General features: G+C 67.8%; 19 protein-coding genes. 10 read left to right on the top strand and 9 right to left on the bottom strand.

Translation table 11 applies throughout. From position 1 onward, the window contains the following. Positions 1 to 8 precede the first annotated feature (8 nt). Together purN and purM are read right to left on the bottom strand one after the other, a co-directional pair. Positions 9 to 971, bottom strand: a complete 963-nt coding sequence (purN, locus tag AEB_RS08550; protein WP_119082812.1) for a phosphoribosylglycinamide formyltransferase — start codon at positions 969 to 971, stop codon at positions 9 to 11. Next, positions 964 to 2,070 (bottom strand): phosphoribosylformylglycinamidine cyclo-ligase, encoded by a 1,107-nt coding sequence (gene purM, locus AEB_RS08555; protein WP_119082813.1) that lies wholly within the window; start codon positions 2,068 to 2,070, stop codon positions 964 to 966. Before purM ends, purN begins: the two co-directional genes overlap by 8 nt. 70 nt (positions 2,071 to 2,140) lie before the next feature. Here purM and AEB_RS08560 point away from each other — a divergent pair, with 70 nt between their 5' ends. From AEB_RS08560 to AEB_RS08575, 4 genes are read left to right on the top strand one after another with little or no spacing between them, the layout of a single operon-like run. After that, positions 2,141 to 3,412, top strand: a complete 1,272-nt coding sequence (locus tag AEB_RS08560) for a heavy-metal-associated domain-containing protein (RefSeq protein ID WP_231958966.1) — start codon at positions 2,141 to 2,143, stop codon at positions 3,410 to 3,412. A gap of 21 nt (positions 3,413 to 3,433) precedes the next feature. Next, positions 3,434 to 4,045: an HdaA/DnaA family protein gene (locus AEB_RS08565; protein ID WP_119082814.1), complete on the top strand. Its 612-nt coding sequence runs from the start codon at positions 3,434 to 3,436 to the stop codon at positions 4,043 to 4,045. 29 nt (positions 4,046 to 4,074) lie between these two features. Continuing rightward, complete coding sequence (epsC, locus tag AEB_RS08570; protein WP_119082815.1) at positions 4,075 to 4,770, top strand: serine O-acetyltransferase EpsC; 696 nt, start codon at positions 4,075 to 4,077, stop codon at positions 4,768 to 4,770. Next, a complete protein-coding gene (locus AEB_RS08575) occupies positions 4,770 to 5,129 on the top strand; it encodes a DUF2794 domain-containing protein (RefSeq protein WP_119082816.1) in 360 nt (119 codons plus the stop codon). The genes epsC and AEB_RS08575 overlap by 1 nt, the downstream gene beginning before the upstream one ends. Before the next feature lie 6 nt (positions 5,130 to 5,135). Here AEB_RS08575 and AEB_RS08580 read toward each other — a convergent pair whose 3' ends face one another. Further along, complete coding sequence (locus tag AEB_RS08580) at positions 5,136 to 5,810, bottom strand: HAD-IA family hydrolase (protein ID WP_119082817.1); 675 nt, start codon at positions 5,808 to 5,810, stop codon at positions 5,136 to 5,138. A gap of 61 nt (positions 5,811 to 5,871) precedes the next feature. Here AEB_RS08580 and glmU point away from each other — a divergent pair, with 61 nt between their 5' ends. Both glmU and glmS read left to right on the top strand, forming a co-directional pair. Then, a complete protein-coding gene (gene glmU, locus AEB_RS08585) occupies positions 5,872 to 7,236 on the top strand; it encodes a bifunctional UDP-N-acetylglucosamine diphosphorylase/glucosamine-1-phosphate N-acetyltransferase GlmU (protein WP_119084543.1) in 1,365 nt (454 codons plus the stop codon). Positions 7,237 to 7,291: 55 nt separating this feature from the next. Next, entirely contained in the window at positions 7,292 to 9,115 is a 1,824-nt protein-coding gene (glmS, locus tag AEB_RS08590; RefSeq protein ID WP_119082818.1) for a glutamine--fructose-6-phosphate transaminase (isomerizing), read from the top strand. Between the two features lie 12 nt (positions 9,116 to 9,127). Here the strand turns inward: glmS and AEB_RS08595 are convergent, their stop codons facing one another. The 4 genes from AEB_RS08595 to AEB_RS08610 are packed head-to-tail and all read right to left on the bottom strand — an operon-like array spanning position 9,128 to position 13,667. Beyond that, on the bottom strand, positions 9,128 to 9,772 hold the full coding sequence (locus AEB_RS08595; protein ID WP_119082819.1) for a YoaK family protein: 645 nt from the start codon (positions 9,770 to 9,772) through the stop codon (positions 9,128 to 9,130). Between the two features lie 55 nt (positions 9,773 to 9,827). Further along, positions 9,828 to 12,050 (bottom strand): xanthine dehydrogenase family protein molybdopterin-binding subunit, encoded by a 2,223-nt coding sequence (locus tag AEB_RS08600; protein ID WP_197714477.1) that lies wholly within the window; start codon positions 12,048 to 12,050, stop codon positions 9,828 to 9,830. A 2-nt stretch (positions 12,051 to 12,052) separates the two neighbouring features. Further along, complete coding sequence (locus AEB_RS08605) at positions 12,053 to 13,066, bottom strand: FAD binding domain-containing protein (protein WP_119082820.1); 1,014 nt, start codon at positions 13,064 to 13,066, stop codon at positions 12,053 to 12,055. A 10-nt stretch (positions 13,067 to 13,076) separates the two neighbouring features. Then, a complete protein-coding gene (locus AEB_RS08610; RefSeq protein ID WP_119084545.1) occupies positions 13,077 to 13,667 on the bottom strand; it encodes a (2Fe-2S)-binding protein in 591 nt (196 codons plus the stop codon). 156 nt (positions 13,668 to 13,823) lie between these two features. On the opposite strand from AEB_RS08610, the gene AEB_RS08615 reads away from it, so the two are divergent. The 3 genes from AEB_RS08615 to AEB_RS08625 all read left to right on the top strand — a co-directional run bounded on the left by AEB_RS08615 (position 13,824) and on the right by AEB_RS08625 (position 19,075). Continuing rightward, entirely contained in the window at positions 13,824 to 14,837 is a 1,014-nt protein-coding gene (locus tag AEB_RS08615; RefSeq protein ID WP_119082821.1) for an SDR family oxidoreductase, read from the top strand. Continuing rightward, positions 14,834 to 16,657: a glycoside hydrolase family 15 protein gene (locus tag AEB_RS08620; protein ID WP_119082822.1), complete on the top strand. Its 1,824-nt coding sequence runs from the start codon at positions 14,834 to 14,836 to the stop codon at positions 16,655 to 16,657. The genes AEB_RS08615 and AEB_RS08620 overlap by 4 nt, the downstream gene beginning before the upstream one ends. 63 nt (positions 16,658 to 16,720) lie before the next feature. After that, complete coding sequence (locus AEB_RS08625) at positions 16,721 to 19,075, top strand: putative bifunctional diguanylate cyclase/phosphodiesterase (RefSeq protein ID WP_231958967.1); 2,355 nt, start codon at positions 16,721 to 16,723, stop codon at positions 19,073 to 19,075. Positions 19,076 to 19,673: 598 nt separating this feature from the next. Here the strand turns inward: AEB_RS08625 and AEB_RS08630 are convergent. Continuing rightward, on the bottom strand, positions 19,674 to 20,270 hold the full coding sequence (locus AEB_RS08630; protein ID WP_119082823.1) for an FMN-dependent NADH-azoreductase: 597 nt from the start codon (positions 20,268 to 20,270) through the stop codon (positions 19,674 to 19,676). Between the two features lie 80 nt (positions 20,271 to 20,350). On the opposite strand from AEB_RS08630, the gene AEB_RS08635 reads away from it, so the two are divergent. After that, positions 20,351 to 20,764 (top strand): winged helix-turn-helix transcriptional regulator, encoded by a 414-nt coding sequence (locus AEB_RS08635; protein WP_331851759.1) that lies wholly within the window; start codon positions 20,351 to 20,353, stop codon positions 20,762 to 20,764. A 59-nt stretch (positions 20,765 to 20,823) separates the two neighbouring features. Here AEB_RS08635 and AEB_RS08640 read toward each other — a convergent pair whose 3' ends face one another. Beyond that, positions 20,824 to 23,280 carry a PhoX family protein gene (locus tag AEB_RS08640; protein WP_119082825.1) on the bottom strand — a complete coding sequence of 819 codons (2,457 nt, stop codon included), beginning with the start codon at positions 23,278 to 23,280 and terminating at the stop codon, positions 20,824 to 20,826. Between the last annotated feature and the right edge of the window lie 31 nt (positions 23,281 to 23,311).

A 23,311-nucleotide genomic window follows, 5' to 3' on the forward strand; every position in this document is an offset into this window, starting at 1 on the left:
GGCGGCGCTCAGAACTCCTCGGCCGCGTCCATCAGGCCGGTGAGGCGCCTGGGCGCCACTTGCCGCCAGCTGCGCTGCAGCCAGCCGGCCACGTGGTTCCAATCCACCCCCGGCCGGTTGAGGATGATCCCCACCCAGCCGCTGGCGCCATAATAGGCCGGGCGGAAATAGGTGCTGGGGTCGCGCTCCACCAGGGCGGCCAGCTCGTCCGGCCCGTCGGTCTTCACCAGCAGCGCGATATGCTCGCTGCCGTGGTGCTGGTCGTTGAAATAGGCGAAATATTTCCCGCTCTTGCCGCCGGTGCGCCAGCCGGGGGCGCCGTGGCTGTCGCGATCCTCCGCCTCGGGCAGGGCCAGTGCCAGTTCGCGCACCCGCTCCAGCAGCCAGTCGGCGCGATAGGGGCGCGACACATACTCCGCCAGCATCCGCGGATAGAGCTGGTATTCCGCCAGCAGCACGCGGCGGCCGAGCATCTCCGCCGTCTCGCCCGGCACGATGGCCACCGGCACCTGCCCCAGCAGCGGACCGCCATCGAGCTCCGCCGTCACCACATGGACCGAGCAGCCGCCGTGGCTGTCCCCCGCGGCGATGGCCCGAGCGTGGGTATCCAGCCCCTTGTACTTGGGCAGCAAGGAGGGATGCGTGTTGACCATGCGCCCCGCCCAGCCTTCCACGAAACCCGGGGTGAGGATGCGCATATAGCCGCACAGGGCGAGGTAATCCGCGCCCGACGCACGCAGCGCCGCGTCCATGGCCGCTTCGTGATCTTCGCGCTGCAGGCCGCGGTGATCGAGCGCGAAGGTGGCGATCCCTTCGGCGTCGGCGATCTTCAGGCCCGGCGCATCGGGCACATTGCTGGCCACCAGCACGAGTTCATAGGGGCAATCGGCCAGCTTTGCGGCGTAGAGCAGCGAGGACATGGTCGTGCCCGTGCCCGAAAGCAGGGCGGCGACCTTCGCCTTCTCAGGCATTGTGGACCGCTTCCCAGCTTTCGCGCGCGCTCCATGTGCCGGCGGAGCCGCGCACGGTGCAGCCCTTCGCGCCTTCCACGATCTCGCCCACGCGCATCACCTGCTCGCCCGCCGCCTCCAGCTCGGCCGCCACTTCGCGCGCCAGCTCCGGCTGCACGGCCAGCACCATGCCGACGCCGCAATTGAAGGTGCGTGCCATCTCGCCCGGCTCGATATTCCCCTGCGCCTGCAGGAAGGCCATCAGTCGCGGCTGTTCCCAGCTATCCGCGTCGATCACCGCATGGGCGCCCGCAGGCAGCACGCGCGGGATATTCTCCAGCAGGCCGCCGCCGGTGATATGCGCCAGCGCATCCACCTTGCCGGCGCGGATCAGCGGCAGCAGGCTCCGCACATAGATACGCGTCGGCTCGATCAGCGCGTCGATCAGCAGGCGTTCGGAATCGAACAGGGCGGGGCGGTCCAGCTTCCAGCCCTTGTCCGCCGCCAGCCGGCGCACGAGCGAATAGCCGTTGGAATGCACGCCCGAACTGGCCAGGCCCAGCAGCACATGGCCGGGCGCCACCTTCTCCCCGGTCAGCTGCTCGCCGCGCTCCACCGCGCCGACGCAGAAGCCCGCGAGATCGTAGTCGCCCGCCGCATACATGCCCGGCATTTCGGCCGTTTCGCCGCCGATCAGCGCGCAGCCGGCGATCTTGCAGCCTTCGGCAATGCCGGCGATTACTCGCTCCGCAATGCCGTTCTCCAGCTTGCCGGTGGCGAAATAGTCGAGGAAGAACAGCGGCTCCGCACCCTGCACGATGAGATCGTTCACGCACATGGCGACGAGGTCGATCCCTACCGAATCATGCCGGTCCCCCTCGATCGCGAGCTTCAGCTTGGTGCCTACGCCGTCATTCGCGGCCACCAGCAGCGGATCGGCATAGCCGGCCGCCTTCGGATCGAAGAAGCCGCCGAAGCCGCCGATCTCGCCATCGGCCCCGGGGCGGCGGGTGGCCTTCACCAGCGGGCCGATGGCCCTGACCAGCGCATTGCCGGCATCGATGGAAACGCCGGCATCTGCATAGGTGTAGCCGGTTTGCGGGGGATTGTTCGCAGCCATGGGCAGCCGCTTTAGTCTTTCGCGCTTGGATTTCCACTCGCCTTTGGGCAAAAGGCGCCGAATTTCCCCGATGCAGAGCTTCGCCCTTCCTTCCCCTGACACGCCGCGCCGCCTGCAGCTTTCGCTTGCCGCGGGCGGATTGCTGCTGCTGGCGGCGGGTGGTGCGCTGTGGGCGCAGGTGGCGGGGGACCGCGGAATCGCCCCGGTCGCCACCAGCACCGATATCGAAGTGCGCGGCATCCATGTGGATGTGGGCGGCAAGAATCCGGAAGACGCGCGGGAGAATGGCTGGCGCGAAGCGCAGCGCCTGGCGTGGAAGAAGCTGAACGGCCCGGCGATTCCCGATTCCCGCCTGCAATCGCTCGTCTCCGCCATCGTGGTGGAAACTGAACAGATCGGCCCGCGCCGCTATATCGCCGATCTGGCGGTGATCTTCGATCGCAGCCGCACGGGCAGCGTCCTGGGCGAAGGCGGGCGGCGCGCGCGTTCCGCCCCCATGCTCACCCTGCCGGTCACCTTCTCGGGCGGCACGCAGACCATGTACGAGACGCGCACGCCCTGGCAGCGCGCCTGGGCGGAGTTCCAGGCCGGCGGCAGCGCGATCGACTATGTTCGCCCCTCCGGCGCGGGCGGCGAATCGCTGCTGCTGACCTATGGGCAGACGCGGCGCCGCAGCCGCTCGTGGTGGAACGAGATACTCGACCAGTTCGGTGCGGCCGATGTGCTGGTGCCGATCGCGGAATTGCATCGCGAATGGCCCGGCGGGCCCGTGGTCGGCCGCTTCACCGCGCGCCATGGCCCGGATGACGAACTGCTGGGCAGCTTCGAAATGCGCGCCGAAAGCGAGCAGCAATTGCCGCAGATGCTGCAGCAGGCGGTGCGGCGCTTCGACGCACTGTTTGCCCAGGCCCTCGCCGAAGGCAAGCTGCGGCCCGATCCTACGCTGACTCTGGACGAGGTGGAGATCAGCCCCGCCGTGCGCGCGCTGATCGAAGCCTCGCGGCGGGCCGAAGCGGACGAGGCGGCGGCGCGCGCGGCCGCGGCCGAAGCCGCGCTGCCCGTGCAAGTGGTGCCGCCTACGCCCACCGGGGAAGAACCGGCGGCGGTGGCCTCCTTCACCGTGCAGGTCGCGACGCCCGATGCGGGCGCGATGGACGCGGCGCTGGCTTCCGTGCGCGGCGCGGCGGGCGTGCGCAGCGCGGCGATCAGCAGCGTCGCCGTCGGCGGAACTTCCGTGCTCCGCGTCACTTATGCCGGCGATCTCGCCGCGCTGGCCGCCGCGCTGCGGGCGCGCGGCTGGCAGGTCACGCAGGGCAGCAACGCGCTCGCCATCAGTCGCTGACCGGCGCGGGAAAGCGCGCCTGTGCCGCGGCAGATTCCCTTGCCCCTTCTTGCCGGATCGCCCGGACCGCGCAGCATCGTGCTGGGCGCGGCCAATGCCCATGTGGCCGACGCGCTGGCCGATCCGGCGCGCTGGCCCTTCCGCACTGCGGTGCTCACCGGCCCGCCGCGATCGGGCAAGTCGCTGTTCGCCCGCTGGTTCGCGCAGAGCGGGCGGGGCGAGGCGGTGGACGACGCGCCGCAGCTGGACGAAGTGGAGCTGTTCCACCGCTGGAACCGCGCGCAGGAGAGCGGCACCCCGCTGCTGCTGGTGGGCGGGGAGCCCCCGTGGAACATCGCGCTGCCCGATCTTCGGTCGCGGCTGGGGGCGGCGCTGCAACTGGAAATCGGCGCGCCGGACGATGCCATGGCGGCCGACCTCATCCTCTCGCTGGCGGAGCAGCGCGGGCTGCCGCTGGGGGCCGATGCGGCCGATTATCTGGTGCCGCGCGCGGCGCGCAGCTTCGCGGAGCTGGAAAGATTGGTGGCCGCAATCGACCGCTTGTCCCTTGAACGCAAGGCTCCGGCTACCCAATCCATATGGCGCGCCGCGCTGGAGGCGGTGCACGGCCCCGAAGAGCCTCGCTTGCTTTAGGCCGTATTTGGTGGGAAACTGATCGCGCTATGTTCGACCGGCTGATCGCTTATCTGGACTCCGTCCACGCGCGCGACCCGGCGCCCCGGTCGCGTTGGGAAATCCTGCTCTATCCCGGCATCTGGGCCCTGGGCTTCCACCGCGTGGCGCATTGGCTGTTCACGGGGGAGCTGTATTTCCTCGCCCGGGTGGTCAATCACATTGCGCGGTTCCTGACCGCGATCGACATCCATCCCGGCGCGAAGATTGGCCGCAACTTCTTCATCGACCACGGCTTCACCGTGATCGGGGAGACGGCCGAGATCGGCGACAATGTGACGATCTATCAATGCGTCACGCTGGGCGGCACGAATCCGACCAACGGCCAGCCGGGCAAGCGCCATCCCACGCTGGAAGACAATGTCATCATCGGCTCCGGCGCGCAGATCATCGGCCCGATCACCGTTGGCGCGCGGGCGCGGGTGGGGGCCAATGCGGTGGTGACGGATGACGTGCCCGAAGGGGCGACGATGATCGGCCTCAAGGCCCGTTCCACGCTGGTGCCGGCGGAAACCTGGCTGCGCGAATTCATCCCCTATGGCACGCCGTGCGACGAACCCTGCGAGCCTGCGGCCGACCGCGTGGAGACGCTGGAGCGCGAACTGGCCGAACTGCGGCGCGAAGTGGCTGCGCTGCGCGGCGCGTCAACGGCCGAGCCGCTGCGCAAGTCCGGGACCGCTGACTGATGCGGCCAGGTGCCGGCGGGGCGAATATCCTTCCATTCCCGGGTGGGCGCGCGCCACGGCAAGTGGCCTTCCAGCGGGCCGAGTTGATGCGCATCCTCGATCTCTATGGCCGCATGGTGGCGGCGGGCGAATGGCGCGATTATGCGATGGATTTCGGCCGCGATTTCGCCTCCTTCGCGGCGTTCCGCCGCACGGCCGACGTGCCGCAGATGCGGGTGGAGAAGCGGCCCGCGCTGCACGGGCGGCAGGGCATGTGGGCGCTGTTCGGCGAACAGGGGCAGGTGCTGAAGCGCGGCCATGAACTGGCCGGCGTGCTGGCGCCGATCGAGCGCCGCCTGCTCAAGCTGGTGGACGGCTGAAGGGCGTCAGAGGCCGGCGAGTGCCGGCACCAGCTCGTCATAATGGTCGATCAGCGCGTCGCAGTCGAGCGCGTCCACCGGCACGTCGTTATAGCCAAAGCTAAGCGCCACGACCGGCACGCCCGCTGCGCGCGCGGCCCGCGTGTCGTAGGAGGAATCGCCCACCATGGCGAAGCGACCTTCGCCCCCGCACCGGCGGATGGCTTCCTCGATCATGTCGGGCGCGGGCTTGGCCCGGCCGGGGCCGAGCGTGTCGCCACCGATTACGCAGCTGAAGCGGTCGGCAATGCCCAGCGCCTCCACCAGCTTCACCGCGTTCCGCTCCACCTTGTTGGTCACCACCGCCAACCGGCAACCATGCCCGGCCAGCCGGTCCAGCGCGTCCAGACAGCCGGGGAAGGGGCGGGTGTTGTCGGCGATATGCGCCTCGTAATGCTGCAGCAGTTCCTCGTGCAGCTGCTCCAGCTCGATCGTGGGGACGGGATCGCCGGTCAGCTCGATCGCCCGTTCCAGCATCCGCAGTGCGCCGCCGCCGATCAGCTTGCGCACGGCCTCCAGCGGAATGGTGGGGCGGCCGGCGCGTGACAGTGCGTGATTCACCGCCGGGGTGAGATCGAGATTGGAATCCACGAGCGTGCCATCGAGATCGAAGCCAACCATGGCGAAGGGAAAATCAGTCATCGCCGCGGCACTTGGCCCAGGCTTATGGAAACCGCAACAGAATGGTGGCATGGCGCCGGGCATGAGCGATGCCCAGCCAGAGATTGCCGCCATCGTCCTTGCCGCGGGCAAGGGCACCCGGATGAAGAGCACGCGGCACAAGGTGCTGCACCCGATCGCCGGACGGCCGATGATCGAACATCTGCTCGCCAGCCTCGGCGAACTGCAACCGGCGAAGACCGTGGTGGTGGTGGGCGACGGGCGCGAACAGCTGGAAGCGCAGCTGGGCACCCGCGCGCAGATCGCCGTGCAGGAACCGCAGCTGGGCACCGGCCATGCCGTGCAGCAGGCGGAGGCCGCGCTGGCGGGCTTCGTCGGCCCGGTGCTGGTGCTGTATGGCGATGTGCCCTTCGTCAGTGCGGACACTATGCGCGCGCTCGTCGCCCGGCTGGCGGATGACGATGCGCCGGAAGTGGTGGTGCTGGGGTTCGAGCCGGGCGATCCGCTGCACTATGGCCGCGTGATCGCCGAGGACGGGCGCATCCGGCGGATGGTCGAATACAAGGATGCGACCGAGGCAGAACGGGCCTGCACCCTGTGCAATTCGGGCCTGCTCGCGGCGCGCGGGCCGGCGCTGTTTGAACTGCTGGGCAAGGTCGGCAATGCCAATGCCCAGGGTGAGTACTACCTGCCCGACATCGTCAACATCGCCATCGCCGAAGGCCGCGACTGCGCGGTGATCGTGGCGGCGGACGCGGACGAGGTGGCGGGCATCAACTCGCGCGGCGAACTGGCGGCGGCGGAAGCGCGCTGGCAGGCGGCGCGGCGCGCTCGGGCGATGGTGGATGGGGCGACGCTCGTCGCGCCGGAAACCGTCTTCTTCAGCTTCGACACCGTGCTGGGCCGCGACGTGACGGTGGAACCCAATGTGGTGTTCGGCCCCGGCGTGACGGTGGCGGACAATGTGACGATCCACGCCTTCAGCCATCTTGAAGGCGCCGATCTGGCCGAAGGCGTGGAGATCGGCCCCTATGCGCGGCTGCGGCCCGGATCGGTGCTGAAACGCGGCGCCAAGGTGGGCAATTTCGTCGAGATGAAGAAGGCCGTGCTGGGCGAAGGCGCCAAGGCCAACCACCTCACCTATCTAGGCGATGCCGTGGTGGGCGAGGGGGCGAATATCGGCGCCGGAACGATCACCTGCAATTACGACGGCTATTTCAAGCATCTGACCGAAATCGGGCCGCGCGCCTTCATCGGCTCCAACAGCGCGCTGATCGCCCCGGTGAAGATCGGCGCCGATGCCATCGTGGCGGCGGGCAGCGCGGTCAGCCGCGACGTGGCCGATGGCGAATTGCGCATGGTGCGGGCGGAACAGCTGGTGAAGCCGGGCTGGGCGGACCGCTTCCACGATGCGATGAAGAAGAAGAAGGCCGCCGGCAAGGACTGACGGCGGACGGGCGGCGCATCCGCATCATCCATTTGACGATAAAGGCAATTCCATCATGTGCGGCATCATCGGGATCATCGGCACGGCAGAGGTTGCGGACAGGCTGGTGGATGGCCTGAAGCGGATGGAATATCGCGGCTATGACAGCGCCGGGATCTGCACGCTGCATGATGGCAAGCTCGTTCGCCGGCGGGCCGAGGGCAAGCTCGCCCATCTGGTGGCCGAACTCGCCGCCCATCCGGCGCCGGGCACCTCCGGCATCGCCCACACGCGCTGGGCCACGCATGGCGCCCCCACCACCAACAACGCCCATCCCCATGCGACGGGCGAAGTGGCGCTGGTGCACAACGGCATCATCGAGAATTTCCGCCCGCTGCGCGCCGAACTGCAGGGCCGTGGCCGTGTGTTCGAAAGCGAAACCGACACCGAAGTGGTGGCCCATCTCGTGTCCGAGCTGGTGGAAGCGGGCCGGAGCCCGGAGGAGGCCGTGCGCGAAGTGCTGCCGCGGCTGCGCGGCGCCTTCGCGCTTGCCATCGCCTTCCGCCAGCATCCGGAACTGCTGATCGGCGCCCGGCTCGGCTCCCCGCTGGTGGTTGGCTATGGCGAGGGGGAGATGTTCCTAGGCTCCGATGCGCTGGCGCTTGCGCCGCTCACCCAGCGGGTCGCCTATCTCGAAGAGGGTGACTGGGTGGTGATCACGCGCGAGGGCGCGCGAATCTTTGACCGGGACAACCAGCCGGTGGAGCGCCCCATCGTCACCTCGGGCGCATCGGCCGCAGCGATCGAGAAGGGCAATTACCGCCACTACATGCAGAAGGAGATCTTCGAGCAGCCGGTGGTGGTGGCGCAGACGCTGCGCTCCTACGTCCGCCAGCTCGAACGGCGCGTGTCGCTGCCGCAGCTGGATTTCGACCCGTCGGAGATTCGCCGCATCACCATCGTCGCCTGCGGCACCTCCTTCTATGCCGCGATGGTTGCGAAATACTGGTTCGAACAATTCGCCCGCGTGCCGGTGGACATCGATGTGGCGAGCGAGTTCCGCTATCGCGAGCCGGTGCTGGAGCCGGGCGGGCTGTCGCTGTTCATTTCCCAGTCGGGGGAGACGGCGGACACGTTGGCTGCGCTGCGCCATTGCCGCGCGCAGGGGCAGACGATCGCCGTGGTGGTGAACGTGCCGACCAGCAGCATGGCGCGCGAGGCCGACCTGCTGTTGCCGACCCATGCCGGGCCGGAAATCGGCGTCGCCTCCACCAAGGCCTTCACCTGCCAGCTGGCAGTTCTGGCGGCGCTCGCCGCCAAGTTCGCCGTCGCCAAGGGCCGGATGGACCGGGCGGAAGAGAACGCCGTGGTGGATCACCTGCTGCAAGCCCCGGCCGCGATCAATGCCGCGCTCGGGCATGACGAGAGCATCGCCGCCATGGCGCATCTGATCGCGCCGGCGCGGGATGTGCTCTACCTCGGCCGCGGGCCGGATTATGCGCTGGCGCTGGAAGGGGCGCTGAAGCTCAAGGAAATCAGCTATATCCACGCCGAAGGCTATGCCGCGGGCGAAATGAAGCACGGCCCCATCGCGCTGATCGACGAAGCGGTGCCGGTGATCGTGCTCGCCCCCTCCGGCCCGCTGTTCGAAAAGACCGTCTCCAACATGCAGGAAGTGCGTGCGCGCGGCGGCAAGATCGTGCTGATCTCCGACGCCGAGGGTTTGGCCGAAGCGGGCGAGGGCTGCATGGCGACGATCGAGATGCCGAAGGTGCATCCGCTGATTGCGCCGCTGGTTTATGCCGTGCCGGTGCAGCTGCTGGCCTACCACACGGCCTGTGCCAAGGGCACCGATGTGGACCAGCCCCGCAATCTGGCGAAATCGGTGACGGTGGAATAGCCGCTCGGCGGTCTAGACCCTGAGCAAAGGCGCTGTCGCTCGCTGGACGAGGATGGCCAGCACCACGGCTGCGGCTGTTGCGATCCACAGTGCGCCGGCGCCCGATCGCGCGAAGGACAGCGCCCCCAGGATCCCGCCAGTGACGAGTGAAAGCCACAGCAGGAGATAGGGCACCCAGCCGGCGCGCTCCCCGCCGCGCAGCGCAGCCGCCAGGCGGTGCCCCAGCCGCACGAGATTGCCGGTCATATAGGTCAGGCCGATGCTCACATCACCGTCGCGCTGGAAGATCGTGTTGGCGGCGCCCATCGCGAGGCACAACGCCGGCAGCACGGCCCATTCGCCGCCCAGTGTCTCGCCCAACGCCGCCAGTGCCAGCAGCAGGGCGACCAATCCTGCAGCCAGCGCCTTGCGGTTCTTCCGTCCCGCTGTCGCCATTACGCCCAGGACCACACCGCCAACGAACAGCGCCACCAGCCCCGCCGCTGCCAGCGCCACGGGCGCAGCCTCGGCTGCTCCGATCGCGAGCCGGGTGGAATTTCCCGTCATGAAGGACACGAACAGCCCGCCCGATTTCATGAAGCCGATCGCGTCCACGAAGCCCGCCAGCGTGGCAAAGCCGAAGGCGAGCAGGTGGAACTTCCTGTCGTAGCGGATCATGCCACCCGCATAGCACCTCGCGCGGCGCGCTGTCCGCGTTTTTGTGCCGCGGGCGTCAGGCCAGCAGCAATTTGTCCATCGTCACCGGCAGGTCGCGGATGCGCTTGCCGGTGGCGTTGTACACGGCATTGGCGATGGCCGCCGCGGTGCCGACATTGGCGAGCTCGCCGATGCCCTTCACGCCCAGCGGGTTCACCTGCTCGTCCACTTCGGGCACCATGATGATGTCCACCTCGGGCACATCGGCGTTCACCGCCACCAGATATTCGGCGATATTGTCGTTGATGTAGCGGGCCCGCAGCCGGTCCAGCTCGGTCTGTTCCAGCAGCGCCTGGCCCAACCCCCAGATCATCCCGCCCAGATACTGGCTGCGGGCGGTGCGGGGATTGACGATGTGGCCGCCGGCAAAGGCGCCCACCATGCGCGGTACGCGGATTTCGCGCGTCAGGCGGTGGATGCGCACCTCGGCGAACTCGGCGCCGAAGGCGTACATCAGCGGCTTGGGTTCTCCCTCATCGCCGCCTTCGCCGCCGCTCATCTTGCCCTTGTAGAGGGCCTTCACGGCATCGGGGCCGGAACCGGGCGGGGCCCATTCGGCATATTCCTCGATACGGTTGGAGCCGATCCGCGCGAAGGCGTCGGGCAGGTCGCGCGCGGCGGGCATGGCGCCGCCGAAGCGCTGCTTCAGCTTGTCGCACACCAGCTTCACGGCCGATCCCGCGCTCGCCGTGGTCATGGAACCGCCGGCGACGGGGCCGGGGGGATAGGCGGTGTCGCCCATCTTCACAGTGACCATCTTCGGATCGATCCCCAACTCGCGCGCGGCGATCTGCTGCATGACGGTATAGGCGCCGGTGCCCACGTCATGCGCGGCGATCTGCACCTCCAGCCGACCGTTGGAGCCGAGCAGCGCACGGGCCGCGGAAGGCATCATCGCGGTGGGATAGCAGGCGGTGGCGCAGCCATATCCCACCAACCAGTCACCCAGTTGCGTGGTGCCCGGCTCGGCTCGGCGGGCGTTCCAGCCGAAGGCCTTTGCCGCCTCATCATAGCATTTCATCAGCGATCGGCTGGTGTAGGGCGCTCCGTTGACCGGGCTCTTCATCGTGTCGTTGATGCGGCGGAACTCGACCGGGTCCATGCCCAGCGCCACCGCCATTTCGTCCATCGCCGCTTCCAGCGCGTACATATAGGGCGTTTCGGGGGGCGAGCGCATGAAGCCCGGCGTGTTGCGGTCCGCCTTCACCAACTCCACCCGGCTGGCGATGTTGGGGCAGGCATACATCTCCGTGGTGGTAGAGGTGCCGGCGACCGAATAATCATCCTGCCGCGACGTGACTTCCCACCCTTCGTGGCTCAGCGCCGTTAGTTTGCCATCGCGCGTGGCGCCCAGGCGGACACGGTGCTGCGTTTCTGCGCGATAGGTGGCGAGTGTGAAGCCCTGATCGCGCATCACCACATTCTTGATCGGGCGCCCCAGATCGCGGGCAATGCCTGCAATCAGCGCCGTGCGCTGGCTCATGATCCCTTTCGACCCGAAGGCACCCCCCACGAAGGGATCGCGCACCTCCACCAGATCGGGGTCCACCTGCAGCATCTCTGCCGTGCCGTTCTTGAGCTGCCACACGAACTGGCTCGGCTCATGCAGCGTCAGGCGATCGCCGTCCCAGGCAGCGGCCGTGGAGAACAGCTCCATCGGATTGTGGTGCATGGTGGGCGTGGAATAGCGCTGGTCGATCGTCACCGGCGCGGCGGCGAAAGCCCGATCGAAATTGCCGGCCTTCTTCTCGGAGGAGGAGAGGGAGGGCGGATGCGCCTTCCCCACGCCGGGGCTGCCGAAAGTGGCGCTGGGCGCCTGCGCGGCATAGCGCACGGCGATGTGGTGGCCTGCGTCACGCGCGGTGGCCAAATCCTCCGCCACGACGACGGCGATAATCTGGCCGTCGCTGACGATATCCGGCCCGGCCAGCGGCATGTCGGAATCGGAGACATAGCCCCCCTGGGCGAAGTGCTTCTGCGGCTGCCGCTTCGGCGCGTTGCGATAGGTGTAGATCTTCACCACGCCGGCCAGCGCCTCGGCCTCGCTGGTGTCGATGGCTGCGATGCGCCCTTTGGCGACACCGCTGGTGACGAACAGTGCCACCGCCGGGCTGCCGGGAAGGGGCAGGTCGTCCGCATAGAGCGGCTGCCCGGTCACCTTGCCGCGCGCCTCATAGCGGGCGATCGGCTGGCCCATATTGGCCTGTGCCGCCGGAACGGGGGGTGTGGTCTCCGCCATGCTCAGGCCTCCATCGCTTTCGCCTGCATCAGCGCGCGCACGATGGTCGCCTTGCCCAGCGGGATCTTGAATGCGTTGTGTTCGCGCGCCGTGGCATCGGCGAATTCCGCCTCCGCTGCGGCCGTGGCGGCCTCTTCGGTCAGCGGGCGCCCTTTCAGCAGGGCTTCTGCCTTGCGTGCGCGCCACGGCACGGTCGCCACGCCGCCGAGCGCGATGCGCACGTCCGCCGCCGCATCGCCGTCCATCCGCAGGGCCACCGCCGCGCTGGCATTGGCAAAGGCATAGGACGCGCGATCACGCACCTTAACATAGGTGGAGCGCGGCCAGGGCCCGCCCGGAACGGTGAAGCCGGTGATGAGATCGCCCGGGGCCAGAGTGGTTTCGATATGGGGGGTGGCGCCGGGGGCCCGGTGCAGTTCCGCAAAGCGGATGACGCGCGGTCCTTCGGTGCCCAGTATCTCGACATTGGCGTCCAGCGCAATCAGCGCCTGCGCCCAGTCGCCCGGATAGGTGGCGATGCAATCGCCGCTGGTGCCCAGCACCGCGTGCAGCCGGTTGAACCCGTCCATGGCGGCACAGCCGGATCCGGGGTCGCGCTTGTTGCACTGTTCGTAGGTCGTATCGCGGAAGTAGGGGCAGCGCGTGCGTTGCAGCACATTCCCGCCGAGCCGCGCCATGTTGCGCAACTGGGCGGAGGCCGCCTGCCACAGCGTATCGCGCAGCACCGGATAGTCGCGGGCGATCATGCGGTCGTCCGACAGGGCCGACATGGTCACCAGCGCGCCGATGCGCAGCATGTCGCCATCCTTCGCCACCTGCCGCAGCCGCTTGTCCTCCAGCCGGGTGATGTCCACCAGGCGGGCGGGGCGCATGACGTCCAGCTTCATCAGGTCGAGCAGCGTGGTGCCGCCGCCGACATACTGGTTCAGCGATGTGGCGTGCGATGGGGCAAAGCCTTCCGCCAGGCCGACTGCGGCGATGGCGGTGGGCGGCGTTTCGTAATCGAACGGGCGCATCGCCTTCTCCCTACATCCGGCCTTTGGCCTGTTTCACCGCCGCCACGATGTTCGGATAGGCGGAGCAGCGGCAGAGATTGCCGCTCATATATTCGCGGATTTCCTCGTCGGTGCGGGCATGGCCTTCCTTCACGCAGGCGACCGCGCTCATGATCTGGCCCGGCGTGCAATAGCCGCACTGGAAGGCATCATTGTCGATGAAGGCCTGCTGCATCGGGTGCAGGTCCTCCCCATCGGCGAGCCCTTCGATCGTCACCACCTCGCGCCCTTCCAGGCTGGCCGCCAACGTGAGGCAGGACAGCCGCCGCTCGCCATCCACATGGACGGTGCAGGCGCCGCATTGGCCGTGGTCGCAGCCCTTCTTGCTGCCCGGCAGGCCGAGCGGGCCGCGCAGCGCATCCAGCAGCGTCAGGCGCGTATCGGCATCGAGTTGCTGGCTGCGACCGTTGAGCGTGAAGGTCACGCCCTTCTTACGGGGTTTCGTCTGATCGGGCGGCGTCGCCTGCGCACTGGCTGGCTTGGCAGCGGCGACGGACAGGGTGGCGGCACTGCCACCCAGGAAGCCCCGTCGGCTGACGGGGATAAGCGGCTTGGTGCTCATGGCCCAGTCCCTCTTTGCGGGCGCATCGGCCGGAGCCGCTGCCTTCTGCAAAAGGAAAGCCATGGCTGCCCCTGCGGTTCCCCGAATTGCCTTCGGCATCGCGGAACTTGCGCGGCGGGGGTGCGCTTTGTCCGGAAAAAGGGAAGGAACAAGCCGATGCGCCACAAGAAGAAGCCGGTGGTTATGGTGACGGGCGCCTCAGCGGGGGTGGGGCGCGCGGTGGTGCGCGAATTCGCGAAAGACAAGGCCCGCATCGGCCTGATCGCCCGCGGCCACGACGGATTGGAAGGCGCAGCGCGCGAAGTGGAGGCGACAGGGGGTGAGGCGCTGATCCTGCCGCTCGACGTGTCCGATTCTCAGGCGGTGGAAGACGCCGCCGCGCGGCTGGAAGAACGCTTCGGCCCGATCGACATCTGGGTGAACGCCGCCTTTGCCGGAACGCTGATGCGGTTTCTGGATATGAGCGCGCAAGATTACGAGCGGGTGACCAGCGTCACCTATATGGGCCAGGTGAATGGCACGCGCGCCGCGCTGAAGCGCATGGTGCCGCGCGATCATGGATCCGTGGTACTGGTCGGCTCCGCACTCGCCTATCGCGGCATCCCGCTGCAGTCCGCCTATTGCGGCGCCAAGCACGCCATCCAGGGGTTCCACGATTCCATCCGCAGCGAACTGATCCATGATCGCAGCGCGGTGTCGGTCTCCATGGTGCAGTTGCCGGGCGTGAACACGCCGCAGTTCGACTGGATCAAGACGAACCTGCCCAACAAGCCCCGGCCGGCCAGCCCGCCCTATCAGCCGGAGTTGGCCGCGCGGGCTATCCACTTCATGGCCCATTCGCGCCGCAAGAGCCTCAAGCTGGCGTGGCCTACGTGGGAAGCGATCTGGGGAGACCGGCTCGCTTCACCGCTCCTCGATCGCTATCTCGCCCATACCGCCTTCGCCGGGCAGCAGGATAGCCAGCCCGTCTCTCCCGACCGGCGAGACAATCTCTACGAGCCGGTGCCTGGCGACCATGGCGCGCATGGGCGCTTCGATGCCACGGCACGCACCGTCAGCCCGCTGTTCTGGATGAGCCGCCACCGCACCGCCTTGAGCCTTGCCACGCTGGCCACGGTGGGGGCCGGCCTGGCCGCTGCGCTGCTGGGCCGTGGCGGCAAGCGCAAATGAGCGAGGGCGAGAAGCGGATCGAAGATTATGCCCTGATCGGCGACGGCGAAACCGCCGCGCTGGTCCATCGCAGCGGCTCGATCGAATGGTTGTGCATGCCGCGCTTCGATTCCGAAGCCTGCTTTGCCGCGCTGTTGGGAGATGACGAGAACGGCTGCTGGCACATGCGGCCGGAGGGTGAAGTGCGCCGCACCAGCCGCCGCTATCTGGGTGATACGCTGATCCTGGAGACGGAATTCGAGACCGCCAGCGGCCGCGTGGCGGTGATCGACTTCATGCCCATTCGCGGTGTGGCTGCCGATGTCATGCGCATTGTCGAAGGGCGGGAAGGGGAAGTTGCCATGCGCTCCGACCTCGCACCACGCTTCGACTTCGGCCAGCTGCATCCGCTGGTGCGCCCCTGTTCCGACGGGCGGGTGCTGGCAATCGCCGGGCCGGACGCGATCGCGCTGCGCTTTGCCGAGGAGGTGAGGTTCGACGACCGCTGGTTCTCCAGCCGCTTCACCATCCGCAAGGGGGAGCGGCGCAGCTTCGTGATGACCTGGTTCCCGGCGCATGAGCGCCCGCCGGAGCCAGTAGACGCGGAACAGGCGCTGGCTGACACGCGGGCCTATTGGGAAAGCTGGATCGCCCGCGCGAGCTATCGCGGCCCTTACCGCAAGGAGACGCTTCGCTCGCTCATTACGCTGAAGGCACTGATCCACCGGCCCACTGGCGGGATGGTGGCCGCGCCCACCGCTTCGCTGCCAGAAATGCCGGGCGGCGTGCGCAATTGGGACTATCGTTTCTGCTGGCTGCGCGATTCGACCTTCACCCTGCTGGCGCTGCTCCAGGCCGGGATGGGAGAAGAGGCGGAAGCGTGGCTCGGCTGGCTGCGCCGTGCCATCGCCGGTGAGCCTATCGACGTGCAGCCCTTCTACACCGTGGGCGGCGATCGTCGGATGTATGAATGGGAAGCCGATTGGCTCGCCGGCTTCAACGGCGCCCGCCCGGTACGTTTTGGCAATGCCGCCGCATCGCAATGCCAGCTCGACGTCTATGGCGAAGTGCTCGACACGCTGCTGGCCGGCGACCGGCACGGGCTCAAGCGGGAAGGCGATAGCGATGCGCTGGTGCGGATGCTGGCGGCGAAGCTGGAGGGGGAATGGCGCCACCCCGATTCGGGCATCTGGGAGAGCCGCGGCCCGCGCAAGCATTTCGTCCATTCCAAGGTGATGTGCTGGTGCGGCTTCGATCGCGCGGCCCAGTGGTTCGACGGCAGTGACCCCGACCTGCACCGGCACTATCGCGAGCTTGCGGAGGAAGCCAAGGCACTGGTGCTGGAGCGCGGTTACGATGCGGAGCGGAATACCTTTGTCGCCGCCTTCGGCGAAGAGGGGCTGGATGCCGCGACCCTTCGCCTGCCGCTGGTCGGGTTCCTGCCCGCCGACGATCCGCGTATCGCCGGAACCGTCGCAGCGATCGAGCGCGAACTGATGCGCGATGGCCTGGTGCATCGCTATTCGCCGGAAAAAAGCGATGATGGCGTGGGCGGGGATGAGGGCGCCTTCCTCGCCACCAGCTTCTGGCTGGCCGACGTCTATGTCCTGCAGGGCCGGCTCGATGAGGCGCGTAAGCTGTTCGAGCGGCTGTGCGGCCTTGCCAACGATATCGGCCTGCTATCGGAGGAAGCGGGCGGCGGCCGGCTGCTGGGCAATTTCCCCCAGGCGCTCTCGCATCTCTCGCTCGTCACCACCGCGCTCAACCTCGGCCGCGGCGGCGGGCCGGCGCAGGAGCGCGGGGTCGGTGGGCGCTCCCGCCACGAAGGGGTCTCGGCCTAGCCCGCAGCCCCTTGCGCCATCCGGTTTACTGCGTGCTAACCATTTGCCTCGTAAAGGGATTTCGTGGCGGGGAATCAATCCGACTTGCCGACGCTGCCGCTGCGCCTAAGCGCGCTGGAGATCATCGGCCTTCGCGACCCGGAAGGCGGCGGGGGCGCCCGGTTGCGCGCGCTGCAATATGGCGAGATTCACCGCATGTCGCGGGGCCGGATCCTGGGTCATGGCATGGCCGTGCTGATCGTGCTCGGTCTCTACAGCCATCAGGTTCCGCTGCTGGAGCTGCTGCTGTGGGCCGCGGCGCTGGCGGCTGCGCTGTGGAACAGCATCCGCCTTGATCGCCGCTTCGCCGACGGGGCCCATCGGCCGCTCACGCGGCGCGCCTATCGCAACCAGGCGTTGGCGGTCGTCGTTTTGGCGCTGGTCTGGTCCTTCGCACTCCTCCATCTCGTCGGCCACGGCGATCCGGGGCAGCGGTTTGCGCTGTGGGCGCTGATTGCCATGCTGATCGCCGCTTCGGCAGCCAGTAATCCCGGCGCCCCACTCAACACGATTCTGTTTGCCGCGATCACGGGCGCGGCGGGACTGGCCAGCTTCCTTATTCATGGGGAGTACGGCTTCGCCACCATTGTCTGCGCCTTTCTGACGGTGGCGCTGTCGGGCACAGTCAATGCCGCGCGAACCTATCTTTCCGCGCGCATTGCCGAGGCGGGCATGGCGGAGAAGAGCGAGGTCGTCTCCCTGCTGCTGCGCGAGTTCCAGGAGAATGAGGCAGACTGGCTGTGGCGGATCGACGTCAATCGCCGGGTCCGCTCCGCCTCCCCGCGCTTCGCCTTCGCGCTCGGCAGCGACCCGGCCGACATTGAAGGCCGCGCGCTGATCGAGCTGATCGCCGGACCGGCGTGGGAACGCGGCGAGTTCCATCCGAGCCTGCACGATCTGGCCGAGCGGCTGAAGCGGCGGGAGAGCTTTTCCAACCTGCTCATGCAGGTGGAGATCGACGGCGGCCACCGCTGGTGGGAGCTTTCGGGCACGCCGATTTATGACGGAAAGGGCCACTTCACCGGCTATCGCGGCGTGGGTTCGGACGTGACCGAGCAGCGCGAAAGCGACGAGAAGATCGCCTATCTCGCCCGCTACGATACGCTGACCGGCCTTCCCAACCGCCTGATGCTGACCGAGGCGCTGGCCGAGGCGCTGCGCTATGCCGACCATTGGAAGACGCGCTGTGCCTTCCTGATGATCGATCTCGACCGCTTCAAGTCGGTGAATGATTCGCTCGGCCATCTGGTCGGCGATCGCCTGCTGGGGCAGGTTTCGCAGCGATTGCAGGCATTGGCGGCGGACAATGCGAAATGCGGCCGGCTGGGCGGCGACGAATTTGCCATCGTGATCCGCGATGCCTCCGATCTGTCCTGTGTGGACCGGATTGCGCGCAAGGTGATCCACGACCTGTCGCAGCCCTATCAGGTCGACAATCACCTGCTCTTCATCGGCGCCAGCATCGGGTCGGCCGTCGGCCTGCGCGATGGCTCCACGGTGGAGACGCTGATGCGCAATGCCGATCTCGCGCTGTATCAGGCCAAGGACCAGGGGGGCGGCACGCATTGCACCTATGAGCCGGCGCTGCATGCCCATGCGGAAGAGCGCCGCCGGCTGGAACTCTCGCTCCGCCAGGCGGAGGAGCGGAGCGAGCTGCTGCTCCATTACCAGCCGGTGGTGGACGCGGCCGACGGGCGCGTGGTCAGCTTCGAGGCACTGCTGCGGTGGAACAGCCAGGAACACGGTCTCGTCAGCCCGGGCAAGTTCATCCCTCTGGCGGAGGACACGCGGCTGATCGTGCCGATCGGCGAATGGGTGCTGCGCGAGGCCTGCCGCGAAGCCGCCGCCTGGCCGGGCGCGGTCAAGGTGGCGGTCAATGTCTCGGGCGAGCAATTGCTGGAGCCGGGCTTTTCCAGCCAGGTGGTGCGCGCGCTGGCCGATAGCGGCCTGCCTGCATCGCGGTTGGAAGTGGAAGTGACCGAAAGCATCTTCCTGCGCGATCCGCGCCTCGCGCGGGAGGCGCTGGAAGAGATCATGGCGCTGGGCTGTGCGGTGGCGCTCGACGATTTCGGCACCGGCTATTCCTCGCTTGGCTATCTGCGCGCGCTGCGCTTCTCCACCATCAAGGTGGATCGCAGCTTCGTGCAGGGCGCCGCGCAGGGCAGCCGCGAGAGCCTGGCGATCATCAACGCAGTGGTCGCCATGGCCCGCAGCCTCGACATGGCGACCACGGCCGAAGGGGCCGAGACCGAGGAAGAGGTGGCGCTGATCCGCCGCCTCGGCTGCAGCAAGATCCAGGGCTACTTCTTCGGCCGCCCCATGCCCGCCGCGGATGCCCGCGCCCTGCTGGCCCGCGGCGCCCGCGTGGCCGCGGCCTGACCGCCTCCCGGGCGGCGCGCGTCCTTCGACAGGCTCAGGACGAGCGGGTTTGGGTGCTGTCCCAACCTCGTCATTCCCGCGAAGGCGGGAATCCAGCGATGGGCGAGCCTAACGTGTCCTTCGACGGGCTCAGGACGAGCGGCTGGGGGGCGGGAGCGGCCACTCGGTTCGTCGCGCGTCAGCAACGCTTGGAACGGCGTGGAACAGGGTTCATTGGCGGAAAATAGGGCTTTCGAGCAGCGTCGGGTTTGGCGCCTGCGAGGGACGTCTTGGGCGGTGGTTCACGGTGGAAAGAGCGGGCTTGGGGTAGCGGCCTGAGGGGGTGTAGGAAATCCGCTGTGGTGGTGCGCTGATCCTGACACCGCACGCGTGGCGCGCGTCCTTCGACAGGCTCAGGACGAGCGGGGTGGGGGCGGTCTCCCCCTCTTTCGTCATTCCCGCGAAGGCGGGAATCCAGCGCGACCTCGTGTGCGTCCTTCGACGGCTCAGGACGAGCGGAGGGGGTGCGGTTGGCGCCAAGCCAGTGTTCTTACCCGCACCACCCCCGCTCAGCCTGAGCCTGTCGAAGGCCTCGCGCCGCCGCTCCGGCAAATCCCGCTTACAGCCGCGCGATTTCCGCCTTGGCATCCGCCAGCGCCTGCGCGCGCACTTCCGGCCCGAAGCCGATCTTCTCGGCGCGGATGAACACGGGGTCGGAAACGCCGATGAAGCCGAGGAAATCGCGCAGCAGCGTCTCCTGATGCTCGGCGGGGCCGTCCTGATCATATTCGCCGCCGCGCGAGGAGAGGACGACCACCTTGCGCCCGCCGGCCAGACCTTCCGGCCCCGCTTCGGAATATTTGAAGGTGACGCCGGGCACGCCGAGCCGGTCGATCCACGACTTGAGCTGGCTGGGGATAGTGAAATTGTACATCGGCGCCCCGATCAGCACGATGTCGGAAGCAAGGAATTCGTCCAGCACCGCGCGTTCGGCGGGGAAGGCGGCCTTCATCTCTTCGGTGTGCGCTTCGGCCGGCAGGCGGATGGCGCCGGTGGTGACATTGTCGAGATGCGGCAGCGGATCGGTGCCGAGATCGCGCTCCACCACCGTCGCATCAGGGTGCTTTTCCCGGAAATGGTCGAGCGCGGCCTGGGTGAGTTCACGGCTGACCGAATTGTCGCCCGTGGTCGCGCTGTCGATGCGAAGGATCTGCATGGTCTTCCAAACTCCGGTTACGATTGATAACTAGGGGCCATATGGAAACCATCGACCCCCGCGTGCAAGAAGGCACTTCCTTGTCCGATAGGCACATCAATGTGCCCGGCACCGATCCTGTTCCGTTGCGGCCGGACGACGGGCGCAGTTGCCGCGCGGTGAATCACATCCTCTCCTGCGTGGGAGACAAATGGTCGATGCAGGTGGTGATGAGCCTCTCCGATGGTTCCCAGCGCTTCAACGCGCTGCGCCGGACGATCGACGGCATATCGCAGCGCATGCTGACGCGCACCTTGCGCCGGCTGGAGCGGGACGGGCTGGTGGAGCGAACCGTCACGCCCAGCGTTCCGCCGCGCGTGGATTATGCGTTGAGCGATCTGGGGCGTTCGCTGCGCGTGCCGGTGCTTGCGCTGGGCAGCTGGGCGGTGGAACACCAGGGGGCGATCGATACGGCGCGGAGCCGGTTCGACGCCGAGAACGCGATCGAGGAATAGGGAAATGGAAGCGGCCGGGAACGCAGGGTTCCCGGCCGCAATCCTTTCAGGCGCCGGCCTCAGAGGCCGATGATGCCGCCGTCGTCCTTGGTGATGGCCACCACCGCCGAACGCGGTCGGCCGCTGGCGGTGCCGTCCTGGCTTTGCGGCCAGTTGCTGCTCGGCGCGGTGGGCGTGCCGTCTTCACCCGGATGCTGGATACCGACGAAGATCGTCCGCCCGTCCGGCGTGGTGTCGACGCCGGTCAGTTCGCACTCCTTCGGCCCCACGAGGAAGCGCTTGAGAGTGGCGCCGGTGGCCGGCGCGCCGACGATGGTCGCCTGCGTGGCCGTGGCGCCGCCCGAACCCGTGTTGGTGATCGTCCGCGCACCGCCATCGCCCACCGAGCCCGGAAGTGCGGCCAGCATCTGGTTGTTGGTGCGATCCGTCAGCGCGCCATCGTCGGTCTGAATCCACAGCAGCGGCTTGCCCTGGCCGGCGGAGTTCTGGTCGCGAGAGAACCAGAGACCATCGGGGCTGGAGAAGTCGTTGGAGGCATCCAGATTGGAGATGTTGACGTTCGTCGGATCGGCATCGGCAGCATCGGCGCCGAACAGGTAGATGTCCCAGGTGAAGCTGGTGGCAGCGGTATCGGCGCCATTCTCTTCCAGCCGGATGATATGGCCGTTGGCATTGCCATAGCTGGTGGAACTGCCCTTCACCGCGCCGTAGTGGCGTGGGTTAGCGGCATTGGTGCCGTTCAGCGGACGCGCGCTGGCGTTGCTGTTGGTGAGCGTCAGATAGACCTCGCCCGTCTGGGGATGGACCGCGGTCCATTCCGGCCGGTCCATCGGCGTGGCGCCCACGGCATCGGCGGCAAGGCGCGCGTTGACGAGGATGTCCGCCTGGTTGGCGAAGGTATAGGCGGGATCGGCGCCCACCGCCGGGCGGGCGGGGACCTGCCCGGCCACCAGCGGCAGCCACTTGCCCGAACCATCCGCGTTGAACTGCGCGACGTAGAGCGTGCCCTTGTCGAGATATTTGTCGCCCACGGCCAGACGGTCGGTGGCATTGGCGTCGGCGGCGCTCCACGCGGCGTCGGACACGAACTTGTAGAGATATTCGCCGCGCGAATCGTCGCCCATATAGACGGCGACCTTCTTGCCGGCGGTGAGATTGCTCACCCAGGCGCCTTCATGGCCCATGCGGCCCAGCGCGGTCCGCTTGCGCGGGGCCTTGGTGGGATCATAGGGGTCGATTTCGACCACCCAGCCATACTGGTTGGGCTCGTTGCGATAATCCTGCGTGGCATCCGCACCGGTGGCGCGGGCATCCCACTTGCGGAACATCGGATCGGACGAAGCGACGCTGGACCAGCTGTAATTGCCGCTGCTGCTCGTCACGCCATAGCGGCGCAGGGCGGTGAGTTCCGCCGGAGTGCGCGAGCCATCGTCGCCGCTGCGCAGGAAGTAGCCGGCCCAATTTTCCTCGCAGGTCAGGCCCGTGCCCCAGCCGGTGTGGCCATTGGCGCAATTGTTGATCGTGCCGCGGCCCTTGGTGCCGTTGGTGGAGAAGGTGGTGACCATGAAGGAGGATCCGGCAGCGGGGCCGTGCAGCTCCATCTCCGTCATCGGCGTGATGCGGCGGTTGAACGCGCTGTCCTGCACATAGGACCAATTGCGGTCCCCATTGTCGCGATATTCGGTGACCGAAACGCCATGCGCCTCGATCTCCTTGCGCGCTTCGTCGGCCGGGCGGGCGCCGCCGGGGGCGGTGGGGCCGTCGGGGTGCAGGTACTGGACGTTCAGATTCTCGTGGTTCTGCATCAGCAGGCCGCGGACGGAATTGCTTTCGTCGCGCGTGCCGCTGGCGGAGAGGCCGAAGAAATGCAGCGCATCGCCATGGTCGCCGATCCGCTGGGCAAAATTGCTGTCGGTCCCGTCGTTCGCATAGGCACTGACGCCGGCCGCCAGCGGATCGCCGAGGCGGGTCATGACGGTGACGGAATAGCCTTCGGGAACCACCACCAGGTCTTCCAGGCTGTGCGGCACGGCAGTGAAGCCCAGCACCGCCGGCTGCACCTTGACCTTGGTGGTCGCGGTGCCGGAGATGTTCTGCGCATTGGTGCCGATGAAGACGAAGGACAGCTCGGTCTCTTCGGCCACACCGGGCGCGAAGAAGGACACGGTGTCGCCGGTGCCGATCAGCTGCACCGCGGGGCCGCCATCCTGCGACCAGCGCGCGCTGGCCGCGCTGCCGGCGGTGCCCTTCAGCGTCACCATCTTGCCGGCGGTGGTGGTCACATTCTCGCCGGCGCTGACGGTCGGGCCTTCGGGCGGGGTCTTGCTGTCGTCGTCACCGCAGGCGGCCAGCATGCCGGTGCCGAGAAAGGCGAGGGCGCTTGCCCGCAGGCCGCCCAGCATGGTCGCACGGCGGGAGAAACGTTCCCGCACGATGGATTCGAGGGACCGGTTGCCGGACTGGTTCGTATCGACGTCACCATCCGTATAGAGGCTCAGCCTCGTGTGCTCATTCATGTGATTTCCCCGCCTGAGAGCTGTTGAGGCG

This window comes from Altererythrobacter sp. B11 (assembly GCF_003569745.1).
GTDB lineage: Bacteria > Pseudomonadota > Alphaproteobacteria > Sphingomonadales > Sphingomonadaceae > Croceibacterium_C.

Coding starts and splice junctions, on each gene's coding strand:
- purN (WP_119082812.1), bottom strand. CDS start 971: ATGCCTGAGAAGGCGAAGGTCGCCGCCCTGCTTTCGGGCACGGGCACG.
- purM (WP_119082813.1), bottom strand. CDS start 2,070: ATGGCTGCGAACAATCCCCCGCAAACCGGCTACACCTATGCAGATGCC.
- AEB_RS08560 (WP_231958966.1), top strand. CDS start 2,141: ATGCAGAGCTTCGCCCTTCCTTCCCCTGACACGCCGCGCCGCCTGCAG.
- epsC (WP_119082815.1), top strand. CDS start 4,075: ATGTTCGACCGGCTGATCGCTTATCTGGACTCCGTCCACGCGCGCGAC.
- AEB_RS08575 (WP_119082816.1), top strand. CDS start 4,770: ATGCGGCCAGGTGCCGGCGGGGCGAATATCCTTCCATTCCCGGGTGGG.
- AEB_RS08580 (WP_119082817.1), bottom strand. CDS start 5,810: ATGACTGATTTTCCCTTCGCCATGGTTGGCTTCGATCTCGATGGCACG.
- glmU (WP_119084543.1), top strand. CDS start 5,872: ATGAGCGATGCCCAGCCAGAGATTGCCGCCATCGTCCTTGCCGCGGGC.
- glmS (WP_119082818.1), top strand. CDS start 7,292: ATGTGCGGCATCATCGGGATCATCGGCACGGCAGAGGTTGCGGACAGG.
- AEB_RS08595 (WP_119082819.1), bottom strand. CDS start 9,772: ATGATCCGCTACGACAGGAAGTTCCACCTGCTCGCCTTCGGCTTTGCC.
- AEB_RS08600 (WP_197714477.1), bottom strand. CDS start 12,050: ATGGCGGAGACCACACCCCCCGTTCCGGCGGCACAGGCCAATATGGGC.
- AEB_RS08605 (WP_119082820.1), bottom strand. CDS start 13,066: ATGCGCCCGTTCGATTACGAAACGCCGCCCACCGCCATCGCCGCAGTC.
- AEB_RS08610 (WP_119084545.1), bottom strand. CDS start 13,667: ATGAGCACCAAGCCGCTTATCCCCGTCAGCCGACGGGGCTTCCTGGGT.
- AEB_RS08615 (WP_119082821.1), top strand. CDS start 13,824: ATGCGCCACAAGAAGAAGCCGGTGGTTATGGTGACGGGCGCCTCAGCG.
- AEB_RS08620 (WP_119082822.1), top strand. CDS start 14,834: ATGAGCGAGGGCGAGAAGCGGATCGAAGATTATGCCCTGATCGGCGAC.
- AEB_RS08630 (WP_119082823.1), bottom strand. CDS start 20,270: ATGCAGATCCTTCGCATCGACAGCGCGACCACGGGCGACAATTCGGTC.
- AEB_RS08640 (WP_119082825.1), bottom strand. CDS start 23,280: ATGAATGAGCACACGAGGCTGAGCCTCTATACGGATGGTGACGTCGAT.